The organism is Streptomyces sp. NBC_00353, from assembly GCF_036108815.1.
Classification (GTDB): Bacteria; Actinomycetota; Actinomycetes; order Streptomycetales; family Streptomycetaceae; genus Streptomyces.
Genome location: NZ_CP107985.1, coordinates 7,804,696 through 7,821,781 on the forward strand (window position 1 = coordinate 7,804,696; position 17,086 = coordinate 7,821,781).

14 protein-coding genes and 1 tRNA gene are annotated in these 17,086 nt (G+C 70.9%); 10 read left to right on the forward strand and 5 right to left on the reverse strand.

Annotated elements, in window-relative coordinates:
• The first annotated feature begins 23 nt into the window (after window positions 1-23).
• Both OHA88_RS35175 and OHA88_RS35180 read left to right on the forward strand, forming a co-directional pair.
• Complete coding sequence (locus OHA88_RS35175) at window positions 24-1,511, forward strand: cytochrome ubiquinol oxidase subunit I (protein WP_328628474.1); 1,488 nt, start codon at window positions 24-26, stop codon at window positions 1,509-1,511.
• The gene (locus tag OHA88_RS35180) at window positions 1,508-2,551 is read left to right on the forward strand and encodes a cytochrome d ubiquinol oxidase subunit II (protein ID WP_328628475.1); all 1,044 of its coding nucleotides are present in this window, start codon (window positions 1,508-1,510) and stop codon (window positions 2,549-2,551) included. Before OHA88_RS35175 ends, OHA88_RS35180 begins: the two co-directional genes overlap by 4 nt.
• Window positions 2,552-2,687: 136 nt before the next feature.
• Here the strand turns inward: OHA88_RS35180 and OHA88_RS35185 are convergent, their stop codons facing one another.
• Window positions 2,688-4,511, reverse strand: a complete 1,824-nt coding sequence (locus OHA88_RS35185) for a glycoside hydrolase family 15 protein (protein ID WP_328628476.1) — start codon at window positions 4,509-4,511, stop codon at window positions 2,688-2,690.
• Window positions 4,512-4,858: 347 nt separating this feature from the next.
• Between OHA88_RS35185 and OHA88_RS35190 the strand changes: the two genes are divergently transcribed.
• Together OHA88_RS35190 and OHA88_RS35195 are read left to right on the forward strand one after the other, a co-directional pair.
• A complete protein-coding gene (locus OHA88_RS35190; protein ID WP_328628477.1) occupies window positions 4,859-5,779 on the forward strand; it encodes an aldose 1-epimerase family protein in 921 nt (306 codons plus the stop codon).
• Window positions 5,780-5,878: 99 nt separating this feature from the next.
• Window positions 5,879-7,666, forward strand: a complete 1,788-nt coding sequence (locus tag OHA88_RS35195) for a cation:proton antiporter (RefSeq protein WP_328628478.1) — start codon at window positions 5,879-5,881, stop codon at window positions 7,664-7,666.
• A 92-nt stretch (window positions 7,667-7,758) separates the two neighbouring features.
• Here OHA88_RS35195 and OHA88_RS35200 read toward each other — a convergent pair.
• A tRNA-Leu gene (locus OHA88_RS35200) sits at window positions 7,759-7,846 on the reverse strand.
• A 183-nt stretch (window positions 7,847-8,029) separates the two neighbouring features.
• Here OHA88_RS35200 and OHA88_RS35205 point away from each other — a divergent pair.
• The 3 genes from OHA88_RS35205 to OHA88_RS35215 all read left to right on the forward strand — a co-directional run bounded on the left by OHA88_RS35205 (window position 8,030) and on the right by OHA88_RS35215 (window position 10,648).
• Window positions 8,030-9,355, forward strand: a complete 1,326-nt coding sequence (locus OHA88_RS35205; RefSeq protein ID WP_267006037.1) for a M20/M25/M40 family metallo-hydrolase — start codon at window positions 8,030-8,032, stop codon at window positions 9,353-9,355.
• Between the two features lie 142 nt (window positions 9,356-9,497).
• Window positions 9,498-9,731, forward strand: a complete 234-nt coding sequence (chpH, locus tag OHA88_RS35210; RefSeq protein WP_030918339.1) for a chaplin ChpH — start codon at window positions 9,498-9,500, stop codon at window positions 9,729-9,731.
• Between the two features lie 140 nt (window positions 9,732-9,871).
• The gene (locus OHA88_RS35215) at window positions 9,872-10,648 is read left to right on the forward strand and encodes a chaplin (protein ID WP_328628479.1); all 777 of its coding nucleotides are present in this window, start codon (window positions 9,872-9,874) and stop codon (window positions 10,646-10,648) included.
• 74 nt (window positions 10,649-10,722) lie between these two features.
• Here the strand turns inward: OHA88_RS35215 and OHA88_RS35220 are convergent, their stop codons facing one another.
• Window positions 10,723-10,911 carry a DUF5703 family protein gene (locus OHA88_RS35220; protein ID WP_030918345.1) on the reverse strand — a complete coding sequence of 63 codons (189 nt, stop codon included), beginning with the start codon at window positions 10,909-10,911 and terminating at the stop codon, window positions 10,723-10,725.
• A 47-nt stretch (window positions 10,912-10,958) separates the two neighbouring features.
• On the opposite strand from OHA88_RS35220, the gene OHA88_RS35225 reads away from it, so the two are divergent.
• Window positions 10,959-11,618, forward strand: a complete 660-nt coding sequence (locus OHA88_RS35225; protein ID WP_267006038.1) for a hypothetical protein — start codon at window positions 10,959-10,961, stop codon at window positions 11,616-11,618.
• A 57-nt stretch (window positions 11,619-11,675) separates the two neighbouring features.
• Here OHA88_RS35225 and OHA88_RS35230 read toward each other — a convergent pair whose 3' ends face one another.
• Entirely contained in the window at window positions 11,676-13,916 is a 2,241-nt protein-coding gene (locus OHA88_RS35230; protein WP_328628480.1) for an ATP-dependent DNA helicase, read from the reverse strand.
• Entirely contained in the window at window positions 13,913-14,896 is a 984-nt protein-coding gene (locus OHA88_RS35235; RefSeq protein WP_267006040.1) for an aldo/keto reductase, read from the reverse strand. The genes OHA88_RS35230 and OHA88_RS35235 overlap by 4 nt, the downstream gene beginning before the upstream one ends.
• 139 nt (window positions 14,897-15,035) lie before the next feature.
• On the opposite strand from OHA88_RS35235, the gene OHA88_RS35240 reads away from it, so the two are divergent.
• On the forward strand, window positions 15,036-16,085 hold the full coding sequence (locus OHA88_RS35240; protein WP_328628481.1) for an LLM class F420-dependent oxidoreductase: 1,050 nt from the start codon (window positions 15,036-15,038) through the stop codon (window positions 16,083-16,085).
• A 196-nt stretch (window positions 16,086-16,281) separates the two neighbouring features.
• Complete coding sequence (locus OHA88_RS35245; protein WP_328628482.1) at window positions 16,282-17,070, forward strand: ferritin-like domain-containing protein; 789 nt, start codon at window positions 16,282-16,284, stop codon at window positions 17,068-17,070.
• The last annotated feature ends 16 nt before the right edge of the window (window positions 17,071-17,086 follow it).

Here is a 17,086-nt window from a genome sequence, read left to right on the forward strand (position 1 = left end):
GGGCGCGAACCATCGAGGCGCACATGCACACAACAACGGCCCTGCTGGCGAACGCCGCCCCGCCGCAGCTCCTGCCGGCCCGTCAGCTGATGGCCTTCACGCTGGCTTCGCACATCCTGCTCGTGCCGTTCGGAGTCGCACTGCCGTGCATCACCCTGCTGATGCACCACCGCGGGCTGCGCCGGGGGGACGACGTCGCACTCAAGCTCGCCCGGCGCTGGTCCGCCGTGATGGCCGTGCAGTTCGCCATCGGGGTCGTCACCGGCACCGTGCTCTCCTTCGAGTTCGGCCTCCTCTGGCCCGGCATGATGGGCCGCTGGGGAGACGTCTTCGGCCTGGGGTTCGGCGTCGAGGCGTGGGCGTTCTTCCTGGAGGCCGTCCTGATCGCGATCTACCTCTACGGCTGGCGCCGGCTGAAGCCGTGGACACACTTCTGGCTGGGCCTGCCGCTGCCGCCGGCCGCCCTCCTGGGCGCGTTCGGCATCATCGCGGCCAACTCATGGATGAACACCCCGCAGGGCTTCACCCTCGACGCCGCGGGCAGACCCGTCGATGTCGACGTCCGGCAGGCCATCTTCACGCCGATGTTCGGCCCCGAGTACTGGCACTTCGCGGTGGCCATGTTCCTGACCGCCGGATACGTGGTCGCCGGCGTCTACGCGGTCGGCCTGCTGCGCGGGCGCCGGGACCGCTACCACCGGCTCGGCTTCGCGCTGCCGTTCACGGTCGCCGCGATCCTCACCCCGGTCCAGTTCGTACTGGGTGACTCCATCGCCCGGTCCGTCTTCCACAAGCAGCCGATCAAGTTCGCCGCCACCGAAGTCGTCTGGAAGACCGACACCCATGTGCCGGAGTACATCTTCGGGCGGCTGCACCCCGACGGCACGGTCTCCGGTGGCCTGAAGATTCCTCAACTCGATTCCGTCCTCGCCGGGTTCAGGCCCGGCACCCGCGTCACCGGCCTCAGCTCCGTGCCGCCCGAGGACCGTCCCACGGCCACTCAGGCCACCATCGTCCACTGGGCCTTCGATGTCATGGTCATCATCGGCAGCCTGCTGATCGTGCTGGCCCTCTGGTATGCCTGGTACTGGTGGCGCCACCGTGACCTTCCCCGCTCGCGCTGGTTCTACCGGTGTGCGGCGGTCGCGGGGATCGCCTGTCTGGTCGCCGTGGAATGCGGCTGGATCACCACCGAGGTCGGCCGCCAGCCCTGGATCGTCTACGGCCACATGCGGGTCTCGGAGGCGGTGACCGCCACCGGTGCGGGCTCGTTGTGGATGATGTTCGCTGTCGTCGTGGTCGTGTATGTGGCCATCTTCGCCTCGTTCCTCGCCGTACTGCTGAAGATGCGGACCCGATGGCGCATCGCCGACGAGAGCGCGGCCTCCGCCACCGCGCCGCAGGCACCGGAAACGGACACCCCTTACGGGCCACGGGGCGAGCCCCTTCCCACGGTCACCGGCGCCGTGCCCGGCGGGCGCCACGGCCGGACTCCTGGTGACGCGTCATGATGCCGGAGCTCATCGCCTGGGTTCTCGTGCTCGCGGTCGCCGCCTACGCGTGCGCCGGCGGCACCGACTACGGTGCCGGATTCTGGGACCTCCTGGCCGGGGGCGCGGAGCGTGGCGAACGCCCACGCCGGCTGATCGACCACGCCATGGGGCCCGTCTGGGAAGCCAACAACGTCTGGCTGATCTTCGTCCTGGTCATCTTGTGGACGGGATTCCCGACGACGTTCCAGGCCGTCTTCGCAGCCATGTGGCTGCCCCTGGTCCTCGCCGCGGTCGGACTGGTGCTCCGCGGCGCGGGCTTCGCCCTGCGCAAACCGGCCCGACGGCTCACTCAGAGGCGCTTCTACGGCGCGGTGTTCGCCATCTCCTCGCTCGTCACCCCGTTCTTCCTCGGCGCGGTGCTCGGCGGCATCGCGTCCGGCCGGGTCGCGGTCGGGACCGCGGCCTCCGCCGATGCCTGGGCCAATCCCACCTCCGTCATCGCCGGTCTGCTCGCGGTCGCCGCCGCAGCGTTCCTCGGGGCCGTGTTCCTCTGTTCCGACGCCCGCCGGTTCGGCGCCGAGGACCTTGTGGGGTACTTCCGCCGTCGCGCGCTGACCGCTCTCGGGGCCATCGTGGTGCTCGCCCTGATCGGTCTGCCGGTCACCCACAGCGATGCCCGTTACGTCTGGGAGGGCCTCACCGGAGGGCTCGGCCTGCTGCTGATCCTCCTGGCCGCGGTGTGCGGCCTCGCCACAGCTGTTCTCCTCGCGCGCCGCTCCTACCGGTGGTGCCGGTACACCTCCGTGGCGAGCGTGGCTCCGACCGTCTTCGCATGGGGCTTCGCGCAGCGTCCCTATCTGCTGCCGACGTCCCTGACCGTGGCCGACGCGGCGGGCGCGCCGCAGACGCTGCGCTGGCTGGTGATCGTCACGGTGGTCGCGATCGTACTGATCGGGCCCGCCCTGGCCCTGCTCTACTGGATGGACACGCACGGGGAGCTGGAATCCCTCACCGACGCCGACACACAGGCCGGCCGGGCACCCGGTGACACCCTGTAGGTTTCGCGCCACACGTCAGCGGAGCCGTTCGACGACATGGTCGCCGCCCGCAGGGCATTGGCGATGGCGGTCAAGGACGGATTCACCGCCCGATGCTCGGGAAGAAGCTGGTGTCGACGCCGTAGAGGGGTCAGGGTCAGCGGCCCTCCTCCAGGTCGAGCGCCGCGTCGAGCGTGGTGGCGGCCATGATCAGGGACAGGTGGGTGAACGCCTGCGGGAAGTTGCCCAGTTGTTCCCCGCTCGGGCCGATCTCCTCGGCGAAGAGCCCGACGTGGTTGGCGTAGGTCTGCATCTTCTCGAAGGCGTACCTCGCCAGCGACAGCCGGCCCGCGCGAGCCGTCGCGTCGACGTACAGGAAGGTGCAGAGACTGAACGTGCCCTCGGAGCCGCGCAGCCCGTCGGGTGAGGCCGCCGGGTCGTAGCGGTAGACGAGGCTGTCCGAGACGAGTGTGCGGTCCATGGCGTCCAGCGTGGACAGCCAGGCCGGGTCCTTGGGGGCGATGAAGCCGACTCTCGGCATCAACAGCAGCGAGGCGTCCAGCACGTCGCCGCCGTACTGCTGGACGAAGGCCTTCTCCGACTCGCTCCAGCCACGCTCCATGATCTGCTCGAAGATGGCGTCCCTGGTCCTCGTCCACCTGACGGTGTCGGCAGGCCTGCGGAAGACGTCCGCCAGGCGAAGCCCGTGGTCGAAGGCGGCCCATGTCATCACCCGGCTGTACGTGAAGTCCTTGCGGCCGCCACGGGTCTCCCAGATGCCTTCGTCCGGCCGGTCCCAGGCGTCCGCGAGCCAGTCGAGCGTCCTGGTGAGTGCCTTCCAGCCCGAGTAGGTGGCGTGCTGGCTGATCTCGCGGCCCTGCGACAGTGCGTAGACGGCCTCGCCGTAGATGTCCAGCTGGAGCTGGTCGGCCGCGCCGTTGCCCGCACGGACGGGGTACGAGCCCTGATACCCCTCGAAGTGCGTCAGGGTCTGCTCGGGCAGGTTCGGGTCACCGTCCACCCGGTACATGGTCTGCAGCGGCTCCCCGCCCTTCCCCTCGCGCTCGTGCAGCCGGGCGACCAGCCAGTGGACGAACGCGGCCGCCTCCTCGACGAACCCGAGGTCCATCAGGGCACGCACGGACAGCGAACCGTCGCGGATCCAGGTGTACCGGTAGTCCCAGTTGCGCTCTCCGCCGACCTGTTCCGGCAGCCCCATGGTCGGCGCAGCGACCATGGCTCCGGTGGGGGCGTAGATGAGCAGCTTCAGGGTGATGGCCGAGCGGTGTACGAGCTCGGGCCACCGGCCCCGGTAGCGCGAGGTGCGCAGCCACGCCTTCCAGAAGTGGACGACGTCCCAGGACCGTGCGGTGATCCCCTCGACGGTCAGGGGCGGGGGAGCCTCGCCGCCCGGATCGCAGACGGTGAACACGACGCTGCCGATCTCGCCCGCCTTCAGGGTCACCGTGCCCCGAACGTCTCGGCCGTCGCGCTCCAGTGGGAAGGTGCTCTGCAGGTGGGCGCTGATGCCAGGGGCCCGGAAGAGGGCGCCGTCGGGACCGAGGTCGAGCTCGTGCTCGGCCCGGCCGTAGTCGAAACGTGGCCGGCACCGGAGCGTGAAACCGACGGTCCCACGCACGACCCGCACCACACGGACCAGGGTGTGCCGGTCGGTGGCGGTACCCGTCCGGTCGGGAGGCATGTAGTCGACCACTTCGCCCACCCCGTCCGGCGACATGAACCGGGTCACCAGGACCGCCGTGTCGGGGTAGTAGAGCTGCTTGCAACTGATGTCGGGCTGCTCCGGAGCCAGCTGGAAATACCCCCCGCGCTCGACGTCGAGCAGCGCCGCGAAGATGCTGGGTGAGTCGAACCGGGGAGCGGCGAACCAGTCGATGACACCCCGGGACGAGACGAGCGCGGCAGTCTGCAGATCGCCGACCAGCCCGTGCTCGGCGATCGGCGGATAGCGTTCGTCCATAGTGGCTCCGGTGGTAGGCGGCCCCGAGCCCCACCCACCACTATCCGACAGAACGGATCCCCGCGCCTGGGCTGCCCGGGGCACGGGCGTCGCCCGTCGGACGGCGTCACGGCGTAACCGCTCGACCACACCGCGGCCCTGGTGCAGTGGGCGGGCGGCCGGGCCGTGTTACCGCCACGCATGCCCCCCGTGGGCGAACTTGCCCGGCCATTCGGGCAGGGCGCTCGTGTCCCGCTTGACTCGCCAGGTCGTTGTCCGCACGCTCCCGAGTGGCGGCCGTCGGCCCGGCCGCCACCCAGCCCGGGCTTGCGGGCCGTCCGCCTTCGAGCAGACCGAGGAGGCCACGCGTGCACGAGAGCCGGACCGGACGACAGCTGACTCTCCGCCATGGGGACCGGAGCGCGGTCGTCGTCGAACTCGGAGCGGCCCTACGCCATTACGCCGTCGGCGACCGGATCGTACTCGACGGATTCGCCCGGGACGACCGGATCACCGGCGGGCGCGGTCAGATCCTCGTGCCGTGGCCCAACCGGATTCAGGACGGCCGCTACCACTGGGACGGGCAGGACCAGCAACTGCCGCTGACCGAACCGGAGAACGGCAACGCAATCCACGGCCTGCTCCGCTGGACATCGTGGCGGATCGTCGAGGCGCAGGACGACCGGGCGGTGCTCGATGTCTCCCTGTGGCCCCAGCCCGGCTATCCCTTCCACCTCCGGGTCCGCGCCGAGTACACCCTGGACGACGACGGCCTCGGTGTGGCCGTCGTCGCACGCAACCTCGGTGAGAACGCCGCACCCTACGGGGTCGGCCAGCACCCCTACCTCACGGTCGGCACCGGGACCGTGGACGACGCGCTGCTGACCGTACCGGCGCGGACGCGACTGCGCACCGGCGAGCGGGGGCTGCCGGTCGCTGCCGAACCGGTCCAGGGCACTCCCTACGACTTCCGTACGCCTCGAACCATCGGGACCCAGCGGCTGGACACCCCGTTCGGCGACCTCGACCGGGATGCGCGCGGGCGGGCCGTGGTGAGCCTCGCCCATTCGTCCGGCGCATGGGGTACCGACGTATGGCTCGGCGAGGGCGCCGATCACGTCCAGCTGTACACCGGTGACACCCTGCCCGAAGGGGAGCGGCGCCGCTCCGTCGCCATCGAGCCGATGTCGTGCCCGCCGGACGCGTTCCGCAGTGGCACGGGACTTGTCACTCTGGGGCCCGGTGAGGAGCACACGGTCCGCTGGGGGATCACCCCGTGGCAGGAATGACGGTCGCGCCGCGGTGCTCGATGCTGCCCGGTCCGCGGTTCGCCGGCGGCAGGAGCATCCACCGGCTCGTCGGATGACCCGGCACCACGGAGGCGCCGCATGACGACGGATCAGGTCCTCATGGGCGTGGGGCTGACCCTGGTCCTCGCCGTCGGATCGCAGATCCTGGCAGGGCGGCTGCGTATCCCGGCGCTCATCGTGCTGCTGCCGGTCGGGTTCGCCGCCGGCGCGGTGGTGGACGAGCTCGACCCGCAGCGGCTGCTGGGGCCGGCGTTCTCCCCTCTCGTGTCGCTCGCCGTCGCGGTGATCCTCTACGACGCGGGCCTCGGGCTCGATCTCAGGAAGCTGAAGGGGCATACCCGCCGTGTCGTCATCAGGCTGATCTGGATCGGGGTCCTGATCACCTGGGTGCTCGGCACGCTCCTCGCCATACCGCTGCTGGGCATGGACCGGCGGGCGGCCGTCATGCTGGGCGCGATCCTGGTGGTCTCCGGACCGACCGTGGTCGGGCCGCTGCTCAGCTTCGTCCGGCCGAAGGAGCGGCCGCAGCACATCCTGGTCTGGGAGGGCTCCCTCATCGACCCGGTCGGCGGCATCCTGGGAGCGCTCGTCTTCCATCTCGTCGAGGCGAGCACCGGTCGTCACGTCGGCAGCGGAGCGCTGAACTTCCTCGGCAGCGTCGGTGTCGGGATGGCGGGCGGCATCGTCGGAACCGCGCTGCTGTGGGTGCTGTTCCGCCGGCTCCTGCCCGGCGAGATCCTCGGGACCACGGCCCAGCTCGCCGCGGTGATCGCGGTGGCGGCCTTCTGCGACGTCGTCCGCGAGGACTCCGGACTCATCGCCGCCGTGATGATGGGCCTGGCCGTCGCCAACCTTCCGCGTTTCGACGTCCCGGCACGCCGGCCCTTCTTCGAGACATTGGTCAGTCTGATTCTCGGCCTGCTCTTCATCTCCATCTCGGCCACCGTCACCCCGCAGTCGCTGCGGCACGTGGTGCTTCCCGCGCTGGGCCTCACCGTTGTCCTCGTGCTCGTGGTCAGGCCGCTGGTGGCCATCATGTCGACGCTCGGCACGGACCTGACCAGGGGTGAGCGGGGCTTCATCGGCTGGATGGCACCGCGCGGCATCGTCGCGGCGGCGACCGCCTCGACGTTCTCCGCCACCCTGGTCGCGAAGGGGATCGGCGGCGCTTCGAAGATTCTGCCCACCACCTTCGTCGTCATCGTGGCCACGGTGACGCTGTACGGGCTGACGGCATCGGCGGTCGCCGGGCGCCTGGGCGTCGTCAGGCCGTCCCGCTCACGTCCGCTGCTGGTCGGCGGCGAGCCCTGGGTGGTGGACCTCGGGCGGGCTTTGAGAGCGGCGGGGCTGCAGGTACTGATGTGGGCCGGCCTGGAGCAGCAGCGTGAGCGCATCGGACAGGCGGGACTCGAACTGGCCCCGGGGGAGCTGCTGGCTGCCGCCACCGGGGAGGGCGCCGAGCTGGAGGGCATCACGGCGGTGTTCCTCCTGACCGCCGAGGACGATTTCAACGCGCTGGCGGCCACCGTCCTGCGCGGCAGCGTCGAGGGATCCGTCCATCGCGTCGGTTCTCCGCGCGAGAGCGTCGGTGTGGTGGCCCCGTTCATCGGTGGCGAGGTCCTGTTCGGTACGGAGCTGACCGGGGTGGCTCTGACCCGGAGGTACGAGGACGGGGCGTCCATCGTGACAAGGCCCGCAGATCAGGCCGCACCGGCCGGCTGGGACATGCTGTTCCTGGTCCGGGGCGACGGCCGACTCGATCCGGTCACCGAGGCCGACCGTCCGCTGCCCGGACCGGGTGACCTGGCCGTCCTCCTGGCTCCCGCCGATCACCCCGCCGTGCCGCCCGCTCCGGGACAGTCGTGACACCGGCGCAGGACGCACAAAAAGCAGATGCGGATCGAGGTGATACTCGATCCGCATCTGCTCCGTCTTCCCACACGAAGGAGGAAGACCGCTGGTGTCCGAGGGGGGACTTGAACCCCCACGCCCGATAAAGGGCACTAGCACCTCAAGCTAGCGCGTCTGCCATTCCGCCACCCGGACAAGGTGTCTGTCTCGCGGGCCGTGCCCGTTCCGACGTGGAAAACAATAGCAAACATTCGGAGGTGCTCGATCACGTCACTGGCCGTGTGAACGGCGCATGACGGGGAACGGGCGGCCTTGGGCGAGCGGGCCCGGCGCGGGAGGATGGGCGGGAGCACCAGGGTGACAGTGGAAGGAAGCAGTGTGAGCGAGACGAACACGGTCGGCGGCCCGTCCGGCGAGGACGAGGTCGTGGATCTCTGCCGCGAGCTGATCCGGATCGACACCAGCAACTACGGAGACCACTCGGGCCCGGGTGAACGCGCGGCCGCCGAGTACATCGCCGAGCAGCTCGCCGAGGTCGGCCTCGAACCGAAGATCTTCGAATCCCACAAGGGCCGTGCCTCGACCGTTGCCCGGATCGAGGGCGAGGACCCGTCGAGGCCCGCGCTGCTCATCCACGGGCACACCGACGTCGTGCCGGCCAATGCCCAGGACTGGACGCACGACCCGTTCTCGGGCGAGATCGCGGACGGTTGCGTGTGGGGGCGCGGCGCGGTCGACATGAAGGACATGGACGCGATGACCCTCGCGGTCGTCCGCGACCGGATGCGCAGCGGCCGCAAGCCCCCGCGCGACATCGTGCTGGCATTCCTGGCCGACGAGGAGGCCGGTGGTACGTACGGTGCGCGGTATCTCGTCGACAAGCACCCGGACCTCTTCGACGGCGTCAGCGAGGCGATCGGTGAGGTCGGTGGCTTCTCCTTCACGGTCAACGAGAAGCTGCGGCTCTATCTCGTCGAGACGGCCCAGAAGGGCATGCACTGGATGAAGCTCACCGTGGACGGCACCGCCGGGCACGGCTCGATGACCAACAACGACAACGCGATCACCGAGCTCTGCGAGGCCGTCGGGCGGCTCGGACGGCACAAGTGGCCGGTCAGGGTGACCAAGACCGTACGGTCCTTCCTCGACGAGCTGTCCGACGCCCTCGGCACCCCGCTCGACCCGGAGGACATGGACGCCACGCTCGCCAAGCTGGGCGGCATCGCCAAGATGATCGGCGCCACCCTGCGCAACTCGGCCGCCCCGACCATGCTGGGCGCCGGGTACAAGGTGAACGTGATCCCCGGCCAGGCCGTCGCCCATGTCGACGGCCGCTTCCTGCCCGGCTTCGAGGACGAGTTCCTGGCCGACCTGGACCGGGTCCTCGGCCCGCGGGTGAGGCGTGAGGACGTGCACGGCGACAAGGCGCTGGAGACCAGCTTCGACGGCTCCCTGGTCGACGCGATGCAGATCGCGCTGAAGGCGGAGGACCCGATCGCCCGCGCCGTCCCGTACATGCTCTCCGGCGGCACCGACGCCAAGTCCTTCGACGACCTCGGCATCCGCTGCTTCGGATTCGCGCCGCTGAAGCTGCCGCCGGAGCTCGACTTCGCGGGCATGTTCCACGGTGTGGACGAGCGAGTACCGGTCGACGGCCTGAAATTCGGCGTGCGGGTGCTCGACCGTTTCATCGACAACTGCTGAATCATCACGCCGGTAATCGCCAGCGTGTGCGTACGTGACCGGAACGAGTGAAAGGAACCATACGCTCGTAGCCCCATTACTTATTCCTCGTTACAGGTGATGCGGTCCGCGGCTGGGGCCGCATTGCCAACTAGGAGGAATAATGATCAAGAAGGTCGTCGCTGCTGCGGCAGTCACTGGCGGTCTGGTGCTCGCGGGTGCGGGCATGGCCGTCGCCGACTCGGGCGCGCAGGGTGCCGCTGTCGGGAGCCCCGGTGTGATCTCGGGCAACACGATCCAGGTTCCCGTGCACGTGCCGGTGAACGTGTGCGGCAACACGATCTCCGTGATCGGGCTGCTCAACCCCGCCTTCGGCAACGGCTGCGTCAACGGCTGATGTTGTGCATCAACCCGTAAGGGTTTGAGCCCGGTCGGCCCCGGGGTGCACACCATGCACTCCGGGGCCGACCGGGCACTCCGCCCCCCGCACGGTCGAGTCCGGGGGTTTTCCGGAAGGTCAGAAGGCAGGAACAACCTATGCGACAGGTCACGCGTAAAGGCCTGATCACCATGGCGGCAGCGGGCGGAGTGCTCGCGCTGAGTGGTGGCTATGCGCACGCCGACGCAGGAGCGACCGGCGATGCATCGAATTCCCCGGGGGTGCTGTCAGGGAATTCGGTCGAGATCCCGGTCCACGTACCGGTCAACGCATGCGGTAACTCCGTGAGTGTCGTCGGACTGCTCAACCCCGCGGCCGGAAACGCTTGCGAAAGCGGTTCGGGAAGCGGTTCGGGAAGCGCGACTTCGAGCCGACACGGTTCGGCCGCCCCCGCGTCGGACAGCCGGGCATCGAACCACAGGGCCCAGGACACGTCGGCAGTCGACCTCGGGCCGGGAACCGGCAAGCACCGGGCCGTCGGCAGCGGCAGCAGGGACGGGGCGTTCGCTGAGGGGTACACGCAGGGCTCGCCCGGCATCCTCTCGGGCAACACCGTCCAGGCGCCCATCGACATCCCCGTGAACGCCTGCGGGAACAGCATCACCATCGGCGGACTCCTCAGCCCGTCCTCCGGCAACAGCTGCGAGAACGACCCGGACGTCGCACCACCGCCGGTCACGCGTGTCACCCCGGGCAAGCCCACCCCGATGGGGCTCACGGGGTTCGGGCTGCACCCGAACGCACCCGCGCCCCAGGCGGTCGAGCTCGCACACACCGGAGCGGGCGGGCTCGACCTGCTCGTCCCGGCGAGTGCGGGCCTGCTGCTGGCGGGCGCGGGTACGGTGCTGTACCGCCGCTCCCGCATGTCCGCGTAGCGGCAGGACGGACACCGGCGCAGCAGGAACGGAACGAAACGAGCGGGCCCCGCGGATGCGGGGCCCGCTTCGTCTTACCAGGTGGCCCGTAGCTGGCGGATGATCCGTCGGCGCAGCCGCACCCTGCGGCTGCCGTCACGGCGCAGCGTCAGTCGGTCCAACTCCCAGTGCCCGTACTCGGCATGGTCGGTCAGCAGGCGGGCCGTCTCCTTCCGGGACACCCCGCGCGGCACGTACACGTCGACAAATTCGTATTCCGGCATCGCATCTATTGTGCGGGCAGAGGCTGTGTACGGATAGCGTCTGCACTATGTCTGATGCTGCGCAGCCCACCGCTGCCGAGGTACGCGCCGCCGCCGATGCCGTCAAAGCCGCGCTCGACCACCACCTCGAGGCGGTCGAGCGCCGGTCCGGGGACGACGACCCGGCCGTCTACGACGCGTTCAACGCACTGGCCGCTGCGGCCGAGGTCTACGACGAACTCCTCTACGACCGCTACGACGAGGTCACCCCCTTCGAGATCCCCGGTGTCGACGACTCCATGCCGCCGTACTCCGGCCCCGAGGAGCCGAACGCGCTCAGCGTGCTGATCCGCCGCGACTACGCGGTGGTGGAGCCGCCCCGGCTGCTCGCACAGGCGCAGCGGATCGTCGACGCGGATCCGGGCGACCGTGGCAGTGGGACGGGCGCCGCGGCCGGAGCCAGTGTCCACGCGGCGCTCGGTGTGCTCTTCGGCGAGTACGAACCGGACGAGATCGCCTCCCGGCACCAGGAGTTCGGCCTGGAGGAGGGCGACTCCACGCTCTGGGTCTCGGCGGCCGAGGAGCTGCCCGAGGCGGGGGAGTGGCTCAGCGCCCCCTTCGACGAGGCCGACCCACAGCTGGTGGTCTGCCGCTTCGACGTCAGCTCCGTCTTCGACGAGGACGACCTCGACGAGGAGCTGGACGACCTGGCGACCGACAGCTCCTGATCCCGTCGCGGACGGAGCCGGAGGGCCGCGTGTGCGGTCCTCCGGCCCTCCGGTCCTCTAGACGGTGGCCGTCGGCAGTGCCTCCAGCAGGGCGCGCAGCCGGGTCGTGCGGTCCTGGGACGGGGACTGGGCCACCGCGCGCGGCAGCGCCTGGTCCACCCCGTGCACCACGGACAGATGCCGCTCCCCACGGCTGAACGCGGTGTACACCCACGCCCGGCTCAGCCCCTGTGCGGCGTCACCGGGCAGCACGACGACCACCGCCGGCCACCGCATCCCGGCCGCCTGGTGGGCGCTGAGGGCCCAGCCGTGGCGTACCGACGACTCCACCCGCTCCTGCGGTACGACGACCGGCGTGCCCGCGCAGTCCAGATGCAGGCCCTCGGCGTCGGCCGAGACGACCACGCCGGGGACCGTCCTGCCGGGCGTCGGGATGTGCACGACCCGGTCGCCCGGGTCGAAGCCGCCGAACCGTCCGGGACCGGCGTTCAGCCGCTGCTTGAGCGCTGCGTTGAGTGCCCGGGTGCCCGCCGGGCCGCCGTGCCCGACGGTGATCACCTGCGTGTCCGCCGACGGTACGCCGATGGCGCGCGGCACCGAGTCGGCGACCAGCTGCACGGTGCGGTGCACCGCCTCGCCCGCGTCGTGCACGGGGACGATCACCACTTCCTTGCCGGGCGCTTCCACCTGGTTCAGCTCGCCGATGCCGATCCCGGAGACCAGCTCGCCGATCGGACCGGGATCCGGCGTACGGGAGACCACCTGCGGGCACGCGCGGGCGGCCAGCACATCCGCGAACACCCGGCCCGCACCCGCCGAGCCCAGCACCCCCGGATCGCCGCTCAGCACCAGCCGGGTGCCGTCGGCGAGGGACTCCACCAGGATCGCGGCCGTCTCGACATCCAGCTGCGGGGCGTCCAGCACGACCAGCAGGTCGACGGCGATCGCCCCCTCCTCGTCCCGGCCGGGGCCCTCCGCACCGGACAGCAGCCCGGCGAGGGTGACGGCCACCGACGGGTCGTCGAGCGCCTCGGCCAGCCGCCGCCGGCCGTCCACGCTGTGGGTGGCGCCGACGGCCCGCAGCCCGAGGGAGCGGGCGGTGGTGATCAGCGCGGCGGGTTCGGCCCTGGCCGCCTCGCCGCCGGTGTGCGCGACGAGACCACCGGCCGCGACGGTGCGGATCAGCTCGGCCGCCGAGGGGGAACCGGCGGCCGCGGCCGCCTCCGACCAGTCGGCATCCTTCTCACAGGCGTTGACCAGCCGCGCCAGACCGTCGGCGAGACTCTCCTCGGCGAGCGCGTACCGGTCGAGGCCGAGCAGCACCTGCGGCGGCTCCTGCCCGGCGCTGTCCTCGGCCTGCTCGCCGGATTCCGCGAGCTCCTCCGCCCCCTCGTCGTCCAGCTCGTCCGGACCCTCCTGGAAGACCAGCACGACGCCCTCGGCGACAGCGTGCTGCACGGCTGCCTCGGGGTCGGTCACCGCACGCTCGGCGAGCGCGGCCCGCACCGCAGAGGCGTCCAGCGCGGTATGCCCCTGCAGCGCGGCGCGCTCCAGCAGCCAGCCGACCAGCGCCGCCGTCCGCCGCTCGTCGTCCGGACCGCAGCCGGCGCCCAGCAGCGCCCGCGCGAAGCCGTCGGCCTGCTCGGGCCGGACGCCGGCGACGGCCAGCAGCTGCCACGGGTCCTCACGCAGCACGTCGGCCGCCTGAGCGCCGAGTGTCTGTGCCGCCGGGCCCGCCAGAGCCTCCGGCGCCCCGCCCTCGGCCAGCACGGCCGACACCGCGGCCACGGCCTCCGCGGAGGCGCCCTGCGGCGTCCGGACCGGCTCGGGTGCACGGGGGCGTACCGGTGCGGGTGCGGGAGCGACCCGGCGGGGGGTGGGCGCGGGTGCGTCGAAGAACGCCGCACCGGGCTTCTCGCCGCTCTCCACGGCGCGCACCGCCGCCAGGAGATCGGCGGCCGGTCCGCTCAGCTTGGCGCCGGCCGCGATGGGACCGCCCTTCTCGGCCTTGCGCTTCTCGATCCGCTCCCGCAACTCACGCTGGGCAGCGAGCTCGGCCTCGGCCTCGGAGAGCGCGGCGGCCGCCTCGCCGTCGGCCGCGTCGGTGGAGTCCGCTGCGCCGGCCGCGTCCGTCCCGTCCTTCTCCTCCGCCTCGGGTTCCGTGGCCGCCCCGCCCGCGTCGCCTCCCACGTCCTCGGCGGACGGGTCGGGTGCGGCGGCAGCGGTGTCCGCGACAACGGTGTCGTCGTCGGCGGCGGCCGAGGGGCCGGGGGTTTCCCCCCGGGGAAGCGCAGTCACAGCGTGCTCCAGTCCTGGTCGGGATAGCGGTGCACGGGCGCCGACACATCGTCGAGCGCCTGGCAGATCTCGTCAGGAAGACTAAGCGCCTCCACTGACAATGCCTCCGTGAGCTGCTGCGCGTTGCGCGCGCCGACGATCGGGGCCACCACTCCCGGCCGGTCCCGGACCCAGGCGAGCGCCACCTGCAGCGTCGTCGTGGCCAGTCCGTCGGCCGCCGTGGCCACCGCGTCCACGATGCGGCTCGCCGGGTCGTCGAGATACGGCTCGACGAACGGGGCCAGCACCTCCGAGGCGCCGCGCGAGTCCGCCGGGGTGCCCGTCCGGTACTTGCCGGTCAGCACCCCGCGGCCCAGCGGGGACGACGGCAGCAGCCCCACGCCCAGATCGAGCGCGGCCGGCAGCACCTCGCGCTCCACGCCCCGCTGCAGCAGTGAGTACTCCATCTGCGTACTGGCCAGCCGGGTGCGCACTCCGGGCGAGGCGAGTTGCCAGGTCGCCGCCTTGGCCAGCTGCCAGCCACAGAAGTTGGACACCCCCGCGTACCGGGCGCGGCCGGTGGACACGGCCAGGTCCACCGCCTGAAGGGTCTCCTCCAGCGGAGTCACCGGGTCGAAGGCGTGTACCTGCCACAAGTCCACGTAATCCGTACCGAGCCGCTCCAGCGAGGCGTCCAGCGCGGCCAGCAGATGCCCGCGCGAGCCGTTGAAACGGCGGTACGGATCGGCCACGCTGCCCGCTTTGGTGGCGATCACCAGATCGTGCCGCGGCACCAGCCCCTCGACGAGCCGCCCCAGCAGATACTCGGCCTCGCCACCGCCGTACACATCGGCTGTGTCGACCAGCGTGCCGCCCGCCTCCCAGAAGGCCTTCAGCTGTTCGGCTGCGTCGTGCTCGTCGGTGTCCCGGCCCCAGGTGAGGGTGCCGAGCCCGATCCGGGACACTCGAAGGCCGGTGCGGCCGAGATGCCTCTGCTCCATGGGCGCTGAGATTACTGGCCAGAGCCCCACTCGGCGGAAGCCTGTGGACAACCAGGGCCAAGTCGCCCCTGCCGGATCCCGTTGCCGCGCGCTAGAGTCCCCGGCACAGAGACGTTACTGATCAGTAAGGGGAGCGGCTATGCGGCTCGGCATCAATCTCGGTTACTGGGGCGCGGGAATGGACGGCGACAACCTTGCCGTCGCCCAGGAGGCCGACCTGCTCGGCTACGACGTCTGCTGGGCGGCCGAGGCGTACGGCTCCGACGCCCCGACCGTACTGGCCTGGGTCGCAGCCCAGACCGAGTCCATCGACGTCGGCTCCGCCATCATGCAGATCCCGGCCCGTCAGCCGGCCATGACGGCGATGACCGCCGCCACCCTGGACTCGCTCTCCGGCGGCAGGTTCCGCCTCGGCCTCGGTGTGTCGGGACCGCAGGTCTCCGAGGGCTGGTACGGCGTCAAGTTCGACAAGCCGCTGGCCCGCACCCGTGAATACGTGGAGATCGTCCGCCGGGCGATGTCCCGCGAGCGGCTCTCGTACGAGGGCGAGCACTGGACGCTCCCGCTCCCGGACGGCCCGGGCAAGCCCATCAAGCTGACCGTCCACCCGCAGCGCGAGCACATTCCGCTGTACATCGCCGCGATCGGCCCGAAGAACCTGGAGCAGACCGGCGAGATCGCCGACGGTGCGCTGCTGATCTTCCCCTCCGCCGAACACCTCGAGGACACCGCAGTGAAGTACCTGCGGGCGGGCCGCGAGAAGGCCGGGAAGACCATGGAGGGCTTCGACGTCTGCCCGACGCTGCCGCTGGCCGTCGGTGACGACATCAACGGGCTCGCCGACATGTTCCGTCCGTACACCGCGCTGTATGTCGGCGGCATGGGCAGCCGCAAGCAGAACTTCTACAATCAGCTCGCCCAGCGCATGGGGTACGAGAAGGAAGCCGCCGAGATCCAGGACAAGTATCTGTCCGGCGACAAGAACGGCGCCGCGGCCGCCGTACCGCACCAGCTGATCGACCAGACCACACTGCTCGGTTCGGTCGAGCGGATCGCCGAGCGGATGCAGGCCTACGCCGCCGCCGGTGTCACCACGCTGACCCTCGCCCCGGCCGGCTTCACACTCGACGAGCGGCTCGCCGCCCTGCGCGCCGGTACGGACGCCCTGGAGCTGTCCGGCCTCGCGTAACCGCCCGCGCGCAGCACTACGGCCGTGGTGGGGGCTCGGGGGTCTTCCCCGCCACGGCCGTTACGCAGCACAACGCGCCACGCCGTCATCGGTTACGCTCCGCCCGTTCGGCCCTGTCGAACCGCACTCCGGTTGCCTACTTCCCTGTACCGCATTTGACTTTCCTTCTGCGGTCACCGGCACGGAGGCGCCAGCGATGCTCTCGGCAAAGAACCTGTTCCAGGAGATCCTCGACAACGACGAGTCGTTCCGGCTCTTCTGCTCGATCGCCGCCGGCGGCGAGTCGCAGGGCGGCTGGGAGAACGGCCGTATCGCGGCCCTCGCCCCCGAGAGCCAGCGCGCCCTCGTCCCCAAGATCGCCAGACACGGTGCCGACGAGGACAAGCACGGCCGGATCTTCAACGCACTGCTGAAGAGGCGCGGGCTGCGGCCGGTCGAGGTGCCGCACGAGACCGACTACACGATGCTCCTGGAACAGCACGGCATAGGCCTCGCCCACGAGCAGCTGAAGCGCGACGAACCCCTCACCGAGCAGGACATCATCACCTATCTCGCGCACAGCAGAGTCACCGAGCAGCGCGCCTCCGAACAGATGGCACTGCTCGTCAGGCACTTCGCCGACCACCCCGAGCTGGGCCGCGCGGTGAAGATGATCTCGTACGACGAGGACAACCATCTGTCCTACTGCCATGAGGAGTTGCTCCGCCTCGCCCGATCCGGACACGGCCGTACGATCCAGCGCATCCTGCGGGAGTGCGCGCTCACCGAGATCCGGGTGTACCGCGATGTCAGCCTCGCCGTGATGGACCACATGGGCCGCATCCTGGGCTGGCCCAGGGCCAGGGCGGCGGTGCTGGCCGCCGGGATCCGCGGCATCTACGCGTACGAACGCCTCGTCGGCTGGCGGCGCATGGTCAGCCTGGCACCGCCCGAGCGGCCCGACGCGCTGGGCGGCCCGCCGGTCCCGGCGCCCGAGTACGCCTGAGCCGCGCAGTCCGTGT